The organism is Telluria sp. BA11, assembly GCF_056680305.1.
In genome coordinates, this window is record NZ_CM155275.1 from 1,756,191 (window position 1) to 1,770,023 (window position 13,833).

A 13,833-nucleotide genomic window follows, 5' to 3' on the forward strand; every position below is an offset into this window, starting at 1 on the left:
GGTGATCTGCTGCCTATTTTTGTACTATCATTAGTTACATGAAACGCGACAGCAAACTCTCTTCCGTCCTCCACGTGCTGCTGCACCTGGCCCACAGTGACCGCCCGATGACCTCGGAGCAGATGGCCGGCATGCTCGGCACCAACCCGGTACTCGTGCGGCGTGTGCTGGCCGGCCTGCGCGAACGCGGCTACATCAGCTCCGAGCGCGGCCATGGCGGCGGCTGGACCGTGACGTGCGACCTGGCCCAGGTCACGCTGCGCGATGTCTACGATGCCGTCGGCGCGCCCACCGTGTTCGCGATGGGCAACCGCAACGAGCACAGCGAGTGCCTCGTCGAGCGCGTCGTGAATGCCTCGCTCGAAAGTGCCTTTGCCGACGCCGAGGCGCTGCTGGTCGAGCGCCTCGGCCAAGTGAGCCTGGCCGACCTGTCGCGCGACTTCAACGGCCGTTACGACAATCACCTTCACACGAGGCCACAGCATGAGCACGATTGAACCGACACCTGCAGCGACAACGCACTACGACGCCATCATCATCGGCGGCAGCTATGCCGGCCTGTCGTCCGCGCTGCAACTGGCGCGCGCACGGCGCCGCATCCTGGTGGTCGACGCGGGCCAGCGCCGCAACCGCTACGCCGCCAATTCGCACGGCTTCCTGACACGCGACGGTCAGCCGGCCGCCGACATCGCCGCCGAGGGCCGCGCCAATGTCGTCGCCTATCCCAACGTGGACTGGCACGACGGCACGGCAATCTCGGCACGCCAGGATGGCGATGGGTTCGTCGTCGAACTCGACGGCGCCGCCACCGTGCGCGCTGCGCGCCTCGTGCTGGCCACCGGCGTGCGCGACGACCTGCCATCCATCGACGGCCTGGCCGAGCGCTGGGGCAAGAGCGTATTCCACTGCCCGTACTGCCACGGCTACGAACTGAACGAAGGCCGCATCGGCGTGCTGGCCAGCGGCCCGCTGTCGGTACACCAGGCGCAGATGCTGCCGCACTGGGGCCAGGTGACGTTCTTCACCAACGGCGTGTGTCCGCTCGACGACGCGCAACGGGCCGACCTGCACGCACGCGGCGTGGAGGTCGATGAGATGCCGGTGCGCCGGCTGGTGAATGTCGCCACGGTCGTGCTGGAAGACGGGCGCCAGGAAATCATGACCGGGCTGTTCACCTACGGGCGCGTGCACATGGCCAGCCCGATTGCCGAACAACTCGGTTGCGCGTTCGATCAAGGGCCGCTGGGACCATTCATTCGCACGGACGACAACCGACAGACCACGGTGCCAGCCGTGTTCGCCGCGGGCGACGCAATGCGGGCCGCCAGCTCGGTGGCGCTCTCGGTGGCCGATGGTGCCATGGCGGGCGTCGGTGCGCATCGCTCGCTGCTGTTTGGCGTGACGCCGTTTGCGGCGCCAATGGTCCCTAGTGCGGCATCGGCAGCGCCTGCTGGCACACGCGAATGAGCTTCTGACCGTTTGCGTTGGCGTGACGGATAATGGCACCGTCACTTCACGGGAACCGCTTATGGAAATCATTGTCCTGGGTACATCGGCCGGCACGCCGACCCGGCAACGCAATATGTCCGGCCTGGCGCTGCGCCTGCGCGGCGCCAAGAAGTGGATCCTGATCGATTGCGCCGAAGGCACGCAGCACCGCATCCTGCGCACATCCCTGTCAGTCATGAGCCTGCGCGCCGTGTTCATCACGCACCTGCACGGCGACCATTGCTACGGCCTGCCGGGACTGCTCGCCAGCGCCGCGATGGCGGGCCGCAGCGACGCCTTGACGGTTGTCGGCCCGCCGCCGCTGCGCGGCATGATCGAAGCCATCATGGTGCCGAGCCAGCTGAGTCTACCCTTCCCGCTCGTCTGGCTGACGCCGAACGACGTGGCTGGCGACCTGGCCGATGCGCCGCTCCTGCCCGAGCTGACGGTGGATGCAACGGCGTTGTCACACGGCCTTCCCTGCTGGGCCTATGGATTCACAGAGGCGGCAATGGCGCGCCATCTGGACACGGAAAAATTGCGGGCGGATGCCGTGCCGGCGTCGCCATTGTGGGGCGATCTCCAGAAAGGGCGCGATGTGACGCTGGCCGATGGGCGCGTCATCAAGGCGACGGACTACCTGCTGCCGCCACGCAGAGCGCGACGTATCGTCGTCGCCGGCGACAACGATCGGCCAGAGCTGCTGGCCACCGCAGCGCATGGCGCGGACGTGCTGGTGCACGAGGCGACCTACACCGAAGACGTGCTGCAAAAGATCGGGCCAGGTCCGCAGCATACTTCAGCAATGCGGGTGGCGCACTTTGCCGAAGAAGCGGGCGTGCGCAACCTGGTGCTGACGCATTTCAGTCCGCGTTATCAGGACCGTGGCGCGCTGCCGATGTCGCTGCTGGAGGATGAGGCGCGCGCGCAGTACAACGGCAATCTGATCCTGGCGCGCGATCTGGATCATTATGTGCTGGACCGCAGCGACGCCCTGGTGCGCACTGAGCAAGGGGCAACTGCCAGGATGCCTGCGATCGGTACGGCTGATGCAAGCAGCGGATAGTGTGACGCATCAGATAACACGGCCGTAAAGCCCGGACCAGCCGCCATGCGGCGCCGTATTACGCGTCTGCGCCAAATTTGGTTCTGGCGGCCTGCACCCGTTTCATCGCGGTATCCGGATCGATGCCCGCCATGATCAGGTTGACGATTTCCTGCTTGTCCTCCTGCCCTATCCAGGCGCATTCCTTGCGGTGCGAGCAGAAATAGGCGTACCACGACACGTCGGCGGGCCGCTCCTTGCGCGGCTTCAGGCGTGCCGACACGGCGGCGCGTGCGGTCTTGGCATAATCGGCAAGCTGCGTGTCGATGGCAGACCAGTCGAACGCGGCGACGGCGTGGCAGTCAGCATCCCAGTCGCCCTGATACTGCGCAGGCGGCCGCATCGTTGTTGGGCCGACGGCAAGGGCCGCGAGGTTGGGAAAGCCATGGGCCGCGCAGAATGCTTCGACGAACCGGAGTTTGGCACCGATACCAACCTGCACTGCGCGGTCGAGGACCAGGTCTTTGGGGTATAGAAGACGGGCCAGCCTGAGCAAATCCTTGTAGGCGATGGGCACGCCCCTGGCAGCGTCCGCGTGGTGCCGTAGAGCGTCGACCAGGCGCACGCCGACGTCGATATCATTGTGCGTACGCTGTGTATCTGCGGCGGTATGAATAACCATGCGAATGTTTGTCAGAAGAATCTGGCCGTGGGCCCAATCCGTCATTATGCATGGCTTTGCACGCCCGATGAATGGTGCTCGACCAGATTCCACGCCCCGCGGCGAGCGGATATGGCATGTCAATGTTTCGCCGAACGCTGTGCTTCATGATTTCGCCATACAATGGGACGGATAACGTTCTGACATACAGCACTCACACCGATGGAGGCTGCAGGCGTCTTGCCTGGGAGGCCCACCATGATGTATGAATTCCTGTCCAACAATGCCGACGATCTGATCCAGCGGTGTATCGACAAGGTGAACAAGCGTCCTCAACGGAACGCATCCAGAGAGCAACTGCGTACTGGCATACCGATGTTTTTGGAGCAGCTAACGAAAACGCTGTACGCAGAAGAGAAGATTGACACAACGGCTGCGATGGCCATCTCCGGCGCCTCCGGGGGCGAGAGAAAGGACGCATCGGAAATGGGTGCGACAGCTGCCGCGCATGGCGCCTCGTTGCTTGCGCTGGATTACACGGTGGACCAGGTGGTGCACGATTATGGCGACTTGTGCCAGGCGATCACGGACCTGGCCATCGAGCGGGACGCACCGTTTTCAGCGAATGAATTTCGTACCCTCAACCGCTGCCTGGACAACGCCATCGCCAGTGCAGTCACTGAATTTTCCTTTCTGCGCGACTGCGCCATCTCTGATCGCCATGCCTCCGAAACCAACGAGCGCCTTGGGTTCCTGATGCACGAGCTGCGTAATTCGCTGAGCGTGGCCACCATGGCGGTCGCAGCGATGGAAGCGGGCCAGCTGTCCATTTCGGGCGCCACCGGTGCCTTGCTCAAACGTGGACACGCGGCGATGCAGCGCCTGATCAACCTGTCACTGGAAGATGTCCGAACCGAGGGCGCAGCGTCGGGGCCGAAGGGCGTTTTCTCGCTTGCCGATTTCATTCACGAAGCACGTGATTCGGCGCAACTTGAAGCCGACACGCGAGGCTCGGCGCTTGTGGTCCCTGACGTCGACAAGTTGCTGGCCATCCAGGGCGATCGGGATCTGTTACTCGCCGCGCTGGCCAATCTGCTCAATAACGCGCTGAAGTTTACGTGCGCGCATACCGCCGTCTCACTGACAGCGTATGCGGAAGGGCAACGTGTTCTGATCGTTGTGCGAGACCACTGTGGTGGTTTGCCAGCGGGGAATGCAGAAAAGATGTTTTCACCGTTCACGCAACGTGGCGATGATCGCTCGGGGCTTGGCCTGGGCTTGTCGATTGCGCGCCAGAGCATTTCTCGCAATGGTGGTCAGCTGTCGGTGGAGGATTTTCCGGGTGTGGGCTGTGCTTTTACGATGAGTTTGCCGCGGCATCTGGCGCTGGATGGGATTCCGCCTGCTGAACAGACGCATTGAGCGGCGTGGCATCGGATTCATGCGCGCGCTAAGACCGATAAACGGTCAATAGCAAGTGAGGTAAAGGATGTATTGCAGCTTGCGTGGACTTCAGGTGCAAAGAATGCTTGGTGTGCTGCACTTGGCGGGTATCCAGGTCGACCGGGCAGACACGATTATGCTCAGTGCCTACGTGGACGAGACAATATCTGAGCTCGACTTGCCGGCGCAGTCACATCGATTCCAGAAGATGGGCGCCTGCCATGACTGGTAGCTTGCTCATCGCGAGACGCTTATCGGGACATACAACTTGCATATATCAGTCGAATTCAATTTGGCAGAATTTCAGGAATCGATCATGCGCGACTTTATTGCCTTGCATGGTAAACGCTAGCCTTTTATTCCCTGTGCATGCTTTTGCGCGACGAAGTCGCGCAACATCTGATCTCCTCAAAGGGTCAGCGGTGATCAGGCAGCTTGGAATGACCATCAAGCAACATCTGATCAAAAATAGACTCGTTACAAAAATTAATTCTTACTCATAATCGCAAGCAATTTACGGCATTCCTTATTTGCAAGGAAAACTTCGATGGTGGCGGCAACATAAATCGTACAACTTATCGTCACCTTGTTGATTTCGATAAAACTTTAAACACATTAAAAGCGAAAGCATCCTTAAGCGTTCATAATTTACTCGCTTGGAATCCAAAATCAAGCGTCGATCCCATACTGTATTTCAGGAAACTTCAATTGGAGATAATTATGACTGCTAAAAATGAGAAAATTGCCCACCCACAGCGGTCTGCTGAGGATGACTTTGAAGTACTTTTCAAGGTACAGGGAGAAAGTTATTCATTGTTCATACCTATGGAAACGATTAAATCAAAATCAAAGCAGGATATAGTTCAAGCATTTAGAGACGCCTTTACATGCTCCATCTGTTGTAGCCAGAAGGCCAGTTTTGCGCTGTGCATGGCACGCTGCGTAGAAGGTGATGGAAAATGTTGCGATGGCGGCGCAACCAACTGCGACTAAAGCCTCAGTAACAACCAGCTGAGTCACAGGTTTTGCAAAGGCAGGCCATTCCTTACCTGTAATCATGAATAATTCTCTTTTTACCTGCTTACAGGTGAGGCTTCCGAAGACCAACGCACGCTAGCCAGCTCCTTTATTTCCTAAATTATCCCCTAATTTCATTTTTTTATTAATGATGCCTTATGGCTACCATTAAAACCTTCTCCTGTTTCGAAGCGGCCCCTATAAAATTCTGATATCTACCCGAACGACGAGCTTGCTCTATGATGATGCCCATACCTAGCCTGTTTGCCAAATAAGAACACGGAAACCGACGTTCGAAGCCTGACCATCCGCTCTTCGGCTTGAGCAAGCAGGTTAATTTCAGCGCATTGCCCAACGAAATCCAAATCCAAATCCAAATCCAATTCAATATCGCCCTATCGAGCCCGTAGCCTGTCAAATGTGGGCGTCCGCCGTGCCCCACCATATTGATGACCAAGATACTGATTCTGCAGCAATTCTAAAATCTGGCTCACGACGCGCTCGAATTATCCCGAAACATATTTTTCTCGTGCCAATGCAGACATAGCAACATATCGGGTAACGTGGGCGCTGAAGTGTTAGATTGGGGTTGATGTTCAACTGTAGAGCGATGCCTGATCGCAAATGCGGGCTAATCTTGATTCGAAAGCGCTAATCACACGTAATTAGATCCCTGCTGAGTAATTTTTCCCAGAGTACGGATTAACAGAATCCCATTAGCTACCGTCAACGCTCGGGGCAGCACTCGGGATTTTTTCATAGCTTGCAAAATGACATTAGCGAATCGTTGTCGGCTTACCCACATTCAGCCGACGAGGTTCACTTTAATTGCAAGATAATCACCACTACTGAGGCCGAATCACTATGCAGAGTAAACGCAGCTGGTTTTATGCAAATCAAGAGCAATCCGAGAGCTTCATTGCCGAAGCTATTCCGCTAATGAACGAACAGAAGGCTACGGTGATTGTTGAACACCTTGTTTACGATCCGGTCGAAGACAAGTTAGACCTGAGCATCTTTACCGCAGGACAGACTAAGCAAGACTTCAGCAAGCCTGGCGAGCAGCTCCGGCATCATGTGTATGTCTACATACCGACCGACCCTACTATCAGGCGCGAATCCGTGAAGTAGCTGGATACCTGCACCGATGTGGTCGCATTTGCGAAGCTGCCGCTTTGCTTCCTTATCCCAACGCCAGTAGGCGATTACAATCCAGACTGAGCTGTTCCGTTCAAAAGAGGTACAGCTAAACATGTTTACTTCGTGCCGAACGAAGGGTTCGATGTCGTCCATGAAGCTCACGCCAATTAAGCAAATCAGGATCGATTGCGCACGTAAGTTCTCGTGAAGTAAAAACGGAAGTATGGATTTTGGGCCAGAATTAACTTGAAACGAAAAAGGCTTACGCAGATCCGCGTAAGCCTTTGTTTTTATTGGTAGGCCTCCCGTGAGTCGAACACGGCACCAACGGATTATGAGTCCGCTGCTCTAACCAAGCATGAGCTAGAGGCCCAGAAACTGGGATGATGGCAAGCAACTCGCCACCTGCGCATCAACACGAACGTGATGAGCGAAGTGGCGAGAGCATATTGCCTTTAGTACAGGGCCGTCAAGCCCGCATCAGCAATCAGCTGTTGTTCTCGAGGAAGCTCTTGAGCTTGTCCGAGCGCGACGGGTGACGCAGTTTGCGCAGCGCCTTCGCTTCGATCTGGCGAATCCGCTCACGGGTGACGTCGAACTGCTTGCCGACCTCTTCCAGCGTGTGGTCGGTCGACATCTCGATGCCGAAGCGCATGCGCAGCACCTTGGCTTCGCGTGGCGTCAGCGAGTCGAGCACATCCTTGACTACGCCGCGCATCGAGGCGTGCAGCGCAGCGTCCGATGGTGCCAGCGTGTTGTTGTCTTCGATAAAATCGCCCAGATGCGAATCGTCGTCGTCACCGATCGGCGTTTCCATGGAAATCGGTTCTTTCGCGATTTTCATGATCTTGCGGATTTTATCTTCCGGCATTTCCATCTTGATCGCGAGCGTGGCCGGGTCGGGCTCGGCGCCGGTCTCTTGCAGGATCTGGCGCGAGATCCGGTTCATCTTGTTGATCGTTTCGATCATGTGCACCGGAATACGGATCGTGCGCGCCTGGTCGGCGATCGAACGGGTGATCGCCTGGCGAATCCACCACGTTGCGTAGGTCGAGAACTTGTAGCCGCGGCGGTACTCGAACTTGTCCACGGCCTTCATCAGGCCGATGTTGCCTTCCTGAATCAGGTCGAGGAATTGCAGGCCACGGTTCGTGTACTTCTTGGCGATCGAAATCACCAGGCGCAGGTTGGCCTCGGTCATTTCGCGCTTGGCCTTGCGCGCCTTCATTTCACCGGCCGCCATCTGGCGGTTGATGTTGCGCAGGTCAGGCAGCGGCAGCACGACGCGCGCTTGCAGGTCGATCAGGCGTTGCTGCAGTTCCTTGATCGTCGGGATGTTGCGGCCCAGAATCGCGCTGTAAGCGTGGCCGGCATTGACTTCGCCATCCACCCATTCCAGATTGGTTTCGTTGCCCGGGAAGACCTTGATGAAGTGGGCGCGCGGCATGCCGCAGCGGTTCACGGCCACGTCGAGGATCTGCTTTTCGATGTGGCGCACTTCGTCGACCTGGCCGCGCAGCGTGTCGCACAGCTTTTCCACGACCTTGGCCGTGAAGCGGATGCCCAGCAGCTCGTTGGAGATCGCGTCCTGTGCCTTGACGTAGGCTTTCGAGTTGTAGCCGTCCTTCTCGAACGCCTTGCGCATCTTGTCGAATTGCTGGGCGATCTCGGCGAACTTGGCCAGGGCCGTGACTTTCAGCGCTTCGAGCTGCTCGGCCGAGTAGCCGGCGGCGCCCGAGTTGCTTGGCGCCTCTTCTTCTTCCTCTTCGCCTTCGGCGTCTTCTTCTTCGTCCTCGTCGTCGTCAGACTCGCTGGCGACAGGCGCGGCGACCTGCGGCGTGTTGTCTTCGCCTTCCTGGTCGACCAGGCCGTCGACGATTTCGTCGATCTTGATTTCGTCGCTGTCGATCTTGGCGGCGGTGCCGATGATCTCGGCGATCGTGACCGGGCAGGCCGAGATGGCCTGGATCATGTCCTTCAGGCCGTCTTCGATGCGCTTGGCGATCTCGATTTCGCCTTCGCGCGTGAGCAGCTCGACCGAACCCATTTCGCGCATGTACATGCGAACCGGATCGGTGGTGCGGCCGAAATCGGAGTCGACCGTCGACAGCGCAGCTTCGGCAGCCGCTTCGGCTTCATCGTCGCTGGTGGCGTTGGGGACATTGTCTGACAGCAGCAGCGTCTCGGCATCGGGCGCGTGCTCGTAGACAGCAATACCCATGTCGTTGAACGTGCCGATGATGCCTTCGATCGCTTCCGGATCGACGATGTTTTCGGGCAGGTGGTCGTTGATCTCGGCGTACGTGAGGAAGCCGCGCTCCTTGCCCGACTTGATCAGGGCCTTGAGCTTGCTGCGGCGCAGCTCGAGTTCTTCTTCGCTGGCCTCGGTATCGGACGAGAACGCATCCTTGAGCAGCGCCTTCTCTTTGGCCTTGCGGTCCTTGGCCTTGGCCTTGTCCGCGGCCTTGAGTTCGGCGCGCTCGACCGCGTTCAGCGCGGCGATCTCGTCGTTTTCAGGGGTAAATTCTTTTGGCTTGCGACCGCGCCGGCCCGGCACTTTGACAGAAGGCAAGACGTAGCCCGACGTGTCGATGGCGGCAAGCGTGGCCGCATCGGTCGTCTGGTTGACAGGCGCAGAGGTCGCCGTGCGCACCTCAGCCTTGTCTTGCGCGTTGTCGGCCTTGGCGGCGGACGTTCTCGTGGTCGTGGCAGCCACGTTGGTTTCGGGTTTCTTGGTTGGCACAGGCGCTTTCGATGTCACAACGACTAACTTTACGGTGGTTAAGAATAAAGTTTTGTTACCTTCATCATCCTGCAGGCACAAATCCATGCCCCGCTAACTAATACTCCACGCACGCAATTGAACCAAGAAGTGTTTCAACAGTTGCAATAGTTAGCGTTTTATTATAGCACGCACCCTTTCTTTTTCCAGTCGTGAACGCCTTGGCCCACGGGGAGAAAGCCAGTGTTCATCGGGGTGCCATCGCCGCAGTGGCTTCACGTTCCAGAAGGTCCAACTGGGCAGTAATCTCGCGGTAGCGAGTACTGACCTGATCTGGGGTCAAGCCGGCAGAAAACAACTGGTTCAATTCTTCTCGTAACGAATCCATCTTGATTTGGCGTACTGAACTGAGCAAAACGATGCGGTCGCCATCGACCTCGTTCTCGGGTTCGGCGGCGATTTCAGCAATCATGCCATCATACTCGTTAGTGACTTCATGCAACTGTTGTGACAGTGCGGCAAACGTGCCGTGCGGGCCCAGGGCCTGCGCGGTGTCGATCAGATGCCGCAGGCGATCCGCGCCCTCTTCGCCGAAATAGTCGAAGGCGCTCAGCGCAACCTCGTCGAGTTCCAGCGCCAGGTGCGGATGCGCAACCAGGATGCGCAGCATCTTGCGTTCCAGACCCACGGGCTCGGGCCGGCCCTGGCGCGGTGGCGCGCGGCGCGCCGTGGCCACCGGCTTAGACAACTCAAACAGGCTTTCGATCTCCGCCGGCGTCGATTGCGTCATGCTGGCCAGGCCGCGCACGATCTGCAGGCGCAGGCTCGACGGCGTCATCGATTGCAGCAGCGGCTTGGCGTCAAATTGTGATTTGGCGCGGCCTTCCGGCGTATCGAGGTCGTGCTCTTGCGTCACTTCGCGCAGCAGAAATTGCGACAGCGGCATCGCATCGGCAATTTCTTGCTCGAAGGCTTCAGCGCCGCGCTCGCGTACGAAGCTGTCCGGGTCGTGCTCTTGCGGCAGGAACAGGAACTTGATGGTCTTGTTGTCGCTCACTTGCGGCAGGCACGCTTCCAGCGCGCGACGGGCGGCCTTGCGGCCGGCCTTGTCGCCATCGAAGCTGAAGATCACGTCGTCGGTCTGGCGCAGCAGCTTTTGCACGTGGGTACTGGTGCAGGCGGTGCCGAGCGTGGCCACCGCTTGCGGGAAGCCCAGCTGGGCCAGTGCGACGACGTCCATATAGCCTTCGGTCACCAGCACATAGCCGGCGTCGCGGATTGCCTGGCGCGCCTCGAACAGGCCGTACAGTTCCAGGCCTTTCTGGAACAGCGGCGTTTCGGGCGAGTTCAGGTACTTCGGTTCGCCGCTGTCGAGCACGCGGCCGCCAAAGCCGATGACCTGGCCTTTGGTGTTGCGGATCGGGAACATCACGCGCTCGCGGAAGCGGTCGTAGCGTTTGTGGCGGTTGCCCTCTTCATCGACCTTGTCGATGACGAGGCCCGACTCGACCAGCACATGGGCCTCGTACTCGGGGAACACGGCGCGCAGGCTGTCCCAGCCGGCCGGGGCGTAGCCCATGCCGAAGCGGGCGGCCACTTCGCCGGTCAGGCCGCGGTTCTTCAGATACGCGATGGCGTCCGGCGCTTCGCGCAGCTGGGCGCGGTAAAACGCACACGCCTGCGTCAGCGCATCGGTCAGTGCCAGCGACTGCGCCTGCTGCGCGGCGCGCTGGGCCGGCGGGATCTTGTCGTCGACGTCGGGCACGATCATGCCGACGTTCTGGGCCAGGTCTTTCACCGCATCGACGAAGCCCATGCCCGAGTATTCGATCAGGAAGCCGATTGACGTACCATGGGCGCCACAGCCGAAGCAGTGATAGAACTGCTTGGTCGGACTGACCGTGAAGCTGGGGGACTTTTCGTTGTGAAATGGGCACAGGCCCATGAAGTTCGCCCCGCCCTTCTTGAGCTGGACGTAGCGGCCCACGATATCGACAATGTCGACCCGGTTGAGCAAATCGGTGATGAAAGTTTGCGGAATCACTTGAGCTTACACAGTGTTTGTCTAGGGCCAGACTATACCGCAGCGCCTGCTGCAAATTGATATGCAACAAGTTGTCGTCCCTGCCCGAGGGTGGGCAGGGACGACGCGTTGCAGATGGTGTTTACGCGCCAGCCAGGGCTTTCTTGACCAGGCCGGAGACCACGGTCATGTCGGCGCGGCCAGCCAGCTTTGGCTTGAGCACGCCCATCAGCTTGCCCATGTCTTGCGGGCCGGTCGCGCCGGTTTCGGCAACGGCCGCAGCGACTTCGGCGGCGATTTCTTCATCCGACAGACCGGCCGGCATGTACGCCGACAGGATGACCATCTCGGCCTTCTCGATGTCGGCCAGGTCAGGACGGTTGCCGGCTTCAAACTGGCTGATCGAATCCTTGCGCTGCTTGATCATTTTTTCGATCACGGCCAGCACCTGGGTATCGTCCAGCTGGGTCTGCTCGTCGAGTTCCTTGCGCTTGACTTCGGAAATGATCAGGCGCACCGCTGCCAGGCGGCCGGTTTCCTTGGCGCGCATGGCGCTTTTCATGTCTTCGGTCAGTTGTTCTTTTAAGCTCATGGGATCTCCGTATTCAAAAGGGTGAAACGACAAAACCCGCTGCGGCGAAACCGAAGCGGGTTTGCGGACTTCAGCGACTCGCCGGGACTGGCAATGCCGTCACCGGGTCTTGGCCGTCTGAACTGTCTTAGTACAGTTTCTTCGGCAGTTGCTGGCTGCGGATGCGCTTGTAGTGACGCTTCACTGCTGCTGCCAGCTTGCGCTTGCGTTCTGCGGTCGGTTTTTCGTAGAACTCGCGTGCGCGCAGTTCCGTCAACAGACCGGTCTTTTCGATGGTGCGTTTGAAGCGACGCATGGCGACTTCGAACGGCTCGTTTTCTTTAAGGCGGATAGTGGTCATGTAAAAATCAAACCGTTGGATTTAGGGAAGAACGAAATTCTAGCATCGTTTGCAGTTCAGTGGAAGCTTTAATCACGAAGTGGTGTTTTCAAACGTCAACTATTTGCCACCGCCAGACCGGCCGCCACGCCCGATGCCCAGGCCCACTGGAAGTTGTACCCACCCAGCCAACCGGTCACGTCGACCGTCTCGCCGATGAAGTACAGGCCGGGCACATTGTTGGCCATCATCGTCTGCTGCGACAGGCCCTTGGTATCGACGCCGCCCAGCGTGACCTCGGCCTTGCGGTAGCCTTCCGAGCCGGTGGGGACGATGGCCCAGCGGTTAATGGCGTCGCCCAGCGCGCGCAATTTCGCGTCAGCCATGTCGGCCAGGCGCGCAGTAGCGTCAAAGCCATTGGCCGCGAGCAAGCCTTCGGCCAGGCGCGCGGGCAGCCACTGCGTCAGCACATTGCCCAGCTGCTTTTTCTCGGTTTTCTTCAGGCCGATCAGCGTGTCGGCCACATCCATTTCAGGCAACAGATTCAGCACGATCGGCGTGCCCGGCTGCCAGTAGCTGGAAATCTGCAGGATCGCCGGACCCGACAGGCCGCGGTGCGTGAACAGCAAGTCTTCGCGGAAGTGCCCTCCCCGGGCGCCCTTGCCTTTGCTGCTGCCCGTGCTGACCTCGACCTCGAGCGCGATGCCCGCCAGCGGCACGAACGGCTCCCAACTCGGGCCGTCGAACGTCAGCGGCACCAGACCCGGGCGCGTCTCGATCAGTTTCAGGTCGAATTGCGTGGCGATGCGATAGCCGAGATCGGTCGCGCCGATCTTGGGGATCGACAGGCCGCCCGTGGCCACGACGACACTACCCACCAGCAACTCGCCGGCATCGGTCTCGATGGCAAAGCCATCCTCCGTCTTGCGCACACCGGCCACCTTGCACGGCATGCGCCATTCGACGCCGCCCAGGTCGCACTCGGCGCGCAGCATCGCGATGATCTGCTCGGCCGAATCGTTGCAGAACAATTGGCCGCGATGCTTTTCGTGGTGGGCGATCCGGTATTTCTTGACGAGTGCCAGGAAGTCCTGCGCCGTGTAGCGCGACAGCGCGCTGCGGCAGAAATGGGGATTGTTCGACAGATAATGCTGCGGCCCGGCATTGACGTTGGTGAAGTTACAACGTCCGCCGCCCGAGATGCGGATCTTTTCGGCCAGCTTGGCCGCGTGGTCGACCAGCACCACGCGCTTGCCGCCCTGCGCCGCCACGGCCGCGCACATCATCCCGGCCGCGCCCGCGCCGATTACCGCCACATCGAATTGATTTGCCATGCCTACCACCTTTGCTCAACCCGCCATTGTAAGGCAGCGGCGGATCGGC

At 59.3% G+C, this 13,833-nt stretch carries 13 protein-coding genes and 1 tRNA gene; 7 read left to right on the plus strand and 7 right to left on the minus strand.

The features are described from left to right. The first annotated feature begins 38 nt into the window (after window positions 1-38). The 3 genes from AC1MGT_RS07585 to AC1MGT_RS07595 all read left to right on the plus strand — a co-directional run bounded on the left by AC1MGT_RS07585 (window position 39) and on the right by AC1MGT_RS07595 (window position 2,554). On the plus strand, window positions 39-497 hold the full coding sequence (locus tag AC1MGT_RS07585; protein WP_499503689.1) for an Rrf2 family transcriptional regulator: 459 nt from the start codon (window positions 39-41) through the stop codon (window positions 495-497). Beyond that, window positions 484-1,467: an NAD(P)/FAD-dependent oxidoreductase gene (locus AC1MGT_RS07590; RefSeq protein ID WP_499503690.1), complete on the plus strand. Its 984-nt coding sequence runs from the start codon at window positions 484-486 to the stop codon at window positions 1,465-1,467. Before AC1MGT_RS07585 ends, AC1MGT_RS07590 begins: the two co-directional genes overlap by 14 nt. 61 nt (window positions 1,468-1,528) lie before the next feature. After that, entirely contained in the window at window positions 1,529-2,554 is a 1,026-nt protein-coding gene (locus tag AC1MGT_RS07595) for a ribonuclease Z (RefSeq protein ID WP_499503691.1), read from the plus strand. 58 nt (window positions 2,555-2,612) lie between these two features. On the opposite strand, the gene AC1MGT_RS07600 is transcribed toward AC1MGT_RS07595, so the two are convergent. Further along, window positions 2,613-3,260, minus strand: a complete 648-nt coding sequence (locus AC1MGT_RS07600) for a hypothetical protein (RefSeq protein ID WP_499503692.1) — start codon at window positions 3,258-3,260, stop codon at window positions 2,613-2,615. A gap of 192 nt (window positions 3,261-3,452) precedes the next feature. On the opposite strand from AC1MGT_RS07600, the gene AC1MGT_RS07605 reads away from it, so the two are divergent. The 4 genes from AC1MGT_RS07605 to AC1MGT_RS07620 all read left to right on the plus strand — a co-directional run bounded on the left by AC1MGT_RS07605 (window position 3,453) and on the right by AC1MGT_RS07620 (window position 6,875). Next, on the plus strand, window positions 3,453-4,616 hold the full coding sequence (locus tag AC1MGT_RS07605) for a sensor histidine kinase (protein ID WP_499503693.1): 1,164 nt from the start codon (window positions 3,453-3,455) through the stop codon (window positions 4,614-4,616). Window positions 4,617-5,357: 741 nt separating this feature from the next. Continuing rightward, the gene (locus AC1MGT_RS07610) at window positions 5,358-5,630 is read left to right on the plus strand and encodes a hypothetical protein (RefSeq protein ID WP_499503694.1); all 273 of its coding nucleotides are present in this window, start codon (window positions 5,358-5,360) and stop codon (window positions 5,628-5,630) included. An 888-nt stretch (window positions 5,631-6,518) separates the two neighbouring features. Next, window positions 6,519-6,785 carry a hypothetical protein gene (locus tag AC1MGT_RS07615; RefSeq protein ID WP_499503695.1) on the plus strand — a complete coding sequence of 89 codons (267 nt, stop codon included), beginning with the start codon at window positions 6,519-6,521 and terminating at the stop codon, window positions 6,783-6,785. 18 nt (window positions 6,786-6,803) lie between these two features. Then, entirely contained in the window at window positions 6,804-6,875 is a 72-nt protein-coding gene (locus AC1MGT_RS07620) for a restriction endonuclease (protein WP_499504260.1), read from the plus strand. Between the two features lie 213 nt (window positions 6,876-7,088). Here the strand turns inward: AC1MGT_RS07620 and AC1MGT_RS07625 are convergent. From AC1MGT_RS07625 to AC1MGT_RS07650, 6 genes are all read right to left on the minus strand, one after another. Next, a tRNA-Ile gene (locus AC1MGT_RS07625) sits at window positions 7,089-7,167 on the minus strand. Between the two features lie 114 nt (window positions 7,168-7,281). Next, window positions 7,282-9,537, minus strand: a complete 2,256-nt coding sequence (rpoD, locus tag AC1MGT_RS07630; RefSeq protein ID WP_499503696.1) for an RNA polymerase sigma factor RpoD — start codon at window positions 9,535-9,537, stop codon at window positions 7,282-7,284. A gap of 226 nt (window positions 9,538-9,763) precedes the next feature. Next, window positions 9,764-11,560, minus strand: coding sequence for a DNA primase (dnaG, locus tag AC1MGT_RS07635; protein WP_482900076.1), 1,797 nt, complete (start codon window positions 11,558-11,560; stop codon window positions 9,764-9,766). A gap of 121 nt (window positions 11,561-11,681) precedes the next feature. Then, window positions 11,682-12,131: a GatB/YqeY domain-containing protein gene (locus AC1MGT_RS07640; RefSeq protein WP_183556374.1), complete on the minus strand. Its 450-nt coding sequence runs from the start codon at window positions 12,129-12,131 to the stop codon at window positions 11,682-11,684. Between the two features lie 127 nt (window positions 12,132-12,258). Next, entirely contained in the window at window positions 12,259-12,471 is a 213-nt protein-coding gene (gene rpsU, locus AC1MGT_RS07645) for a 30S ribosomal protein S21 (protein WP_005665410.1), read from the minus strand. 95 nt (window positions 12,472-12,566) lie between these two features. Continuing rightward, window positions 12,567-13,784, minus strand: coding sequence for a BaiN/RdsA family NAD(P)/FAD-dependent oxidoreductase (locus AC1MGT_RS07650; RefSeq protein WP_499503697.1), 1,218 nt, complete (start codon window positions 13,782-13,784; stop codon window positions 12,567-12,569). Window positions 13,785-13,833 lie beyond the last annotated feature (49 nt).

Bases quoted from the DNA above. Each gene is read 5' to 3' on its own strand.
- AC1MGT_RS07585 (WP_499503689.1), top strand. From the start codon at position 39: ATGAAACGCGACAGCAAACTCTCTTCCGTCCTCCACGTGCTGCTGCAC.
- rpsU (WP_005665410.1), bottom strand. From the start codon at position 12,471: ATGACCACTATCCGCCTTAAAGAAAACGAGCCGTTCGAAGTCGCCATG.
- AC1MGT_RS07595 (WP_499503691.1), top strand. From the start codon at position 1,529: ATGGAAATCATTGTCCTGGGTACATCGGCCGGCACGCCGACCCGGCAA.
- AC1MGT_RS07610 (WP_499503694.1), top strand. From the start codon at position 5,358: ATGACTGCTAAAAATGAGAAAATTGCCCACCCACAGCGGTCTGCTGAG.
- AC1MGT_RS07605 (WP_499503693.1), top strand. From the start codon at position 3,453: ATGATGTATGAATTCCTGTCCAACAATGCCGACGATCTGATCCAGCGG.
- AC1MGT_RS07615 (WP_499503695.1), top strand. From the start codon at position 6,519: ATGCAGAGTAAACGCAGCTGGTTTTATGCAAATCAAGAGCAATCCGAG.
- AC1MGT_RS07650 (WP_499503697.1), bottom strand. From the start codon at position 13,784: ATGGCAAATCAATTCGATGTGGCGGTAATCGGCGCGGGCGCGGCCGGG.
- AC1MGT_RS07590 (WP_499503690.1), top strand. From the start codon at position 484: ATGAGCACGATTGAACCGACACCTGCAGCGACAACGCACTACGACGCC.
- AC1MGT_RS07600 (WP_499503692.1), bottom strand. From the start codon at position 3,260: ATGACGGATTGGGCCCACGGCCAGATTCTTCTGACAAACATTCGCATG.
- AC1MGT_RS07640 (WP_183556374.1), bottom strand. From the start codon at position 12,131: ATGAGCTTAAAAGAACAACTGACCGAAGACATGAAAAGCGCCATGCGC.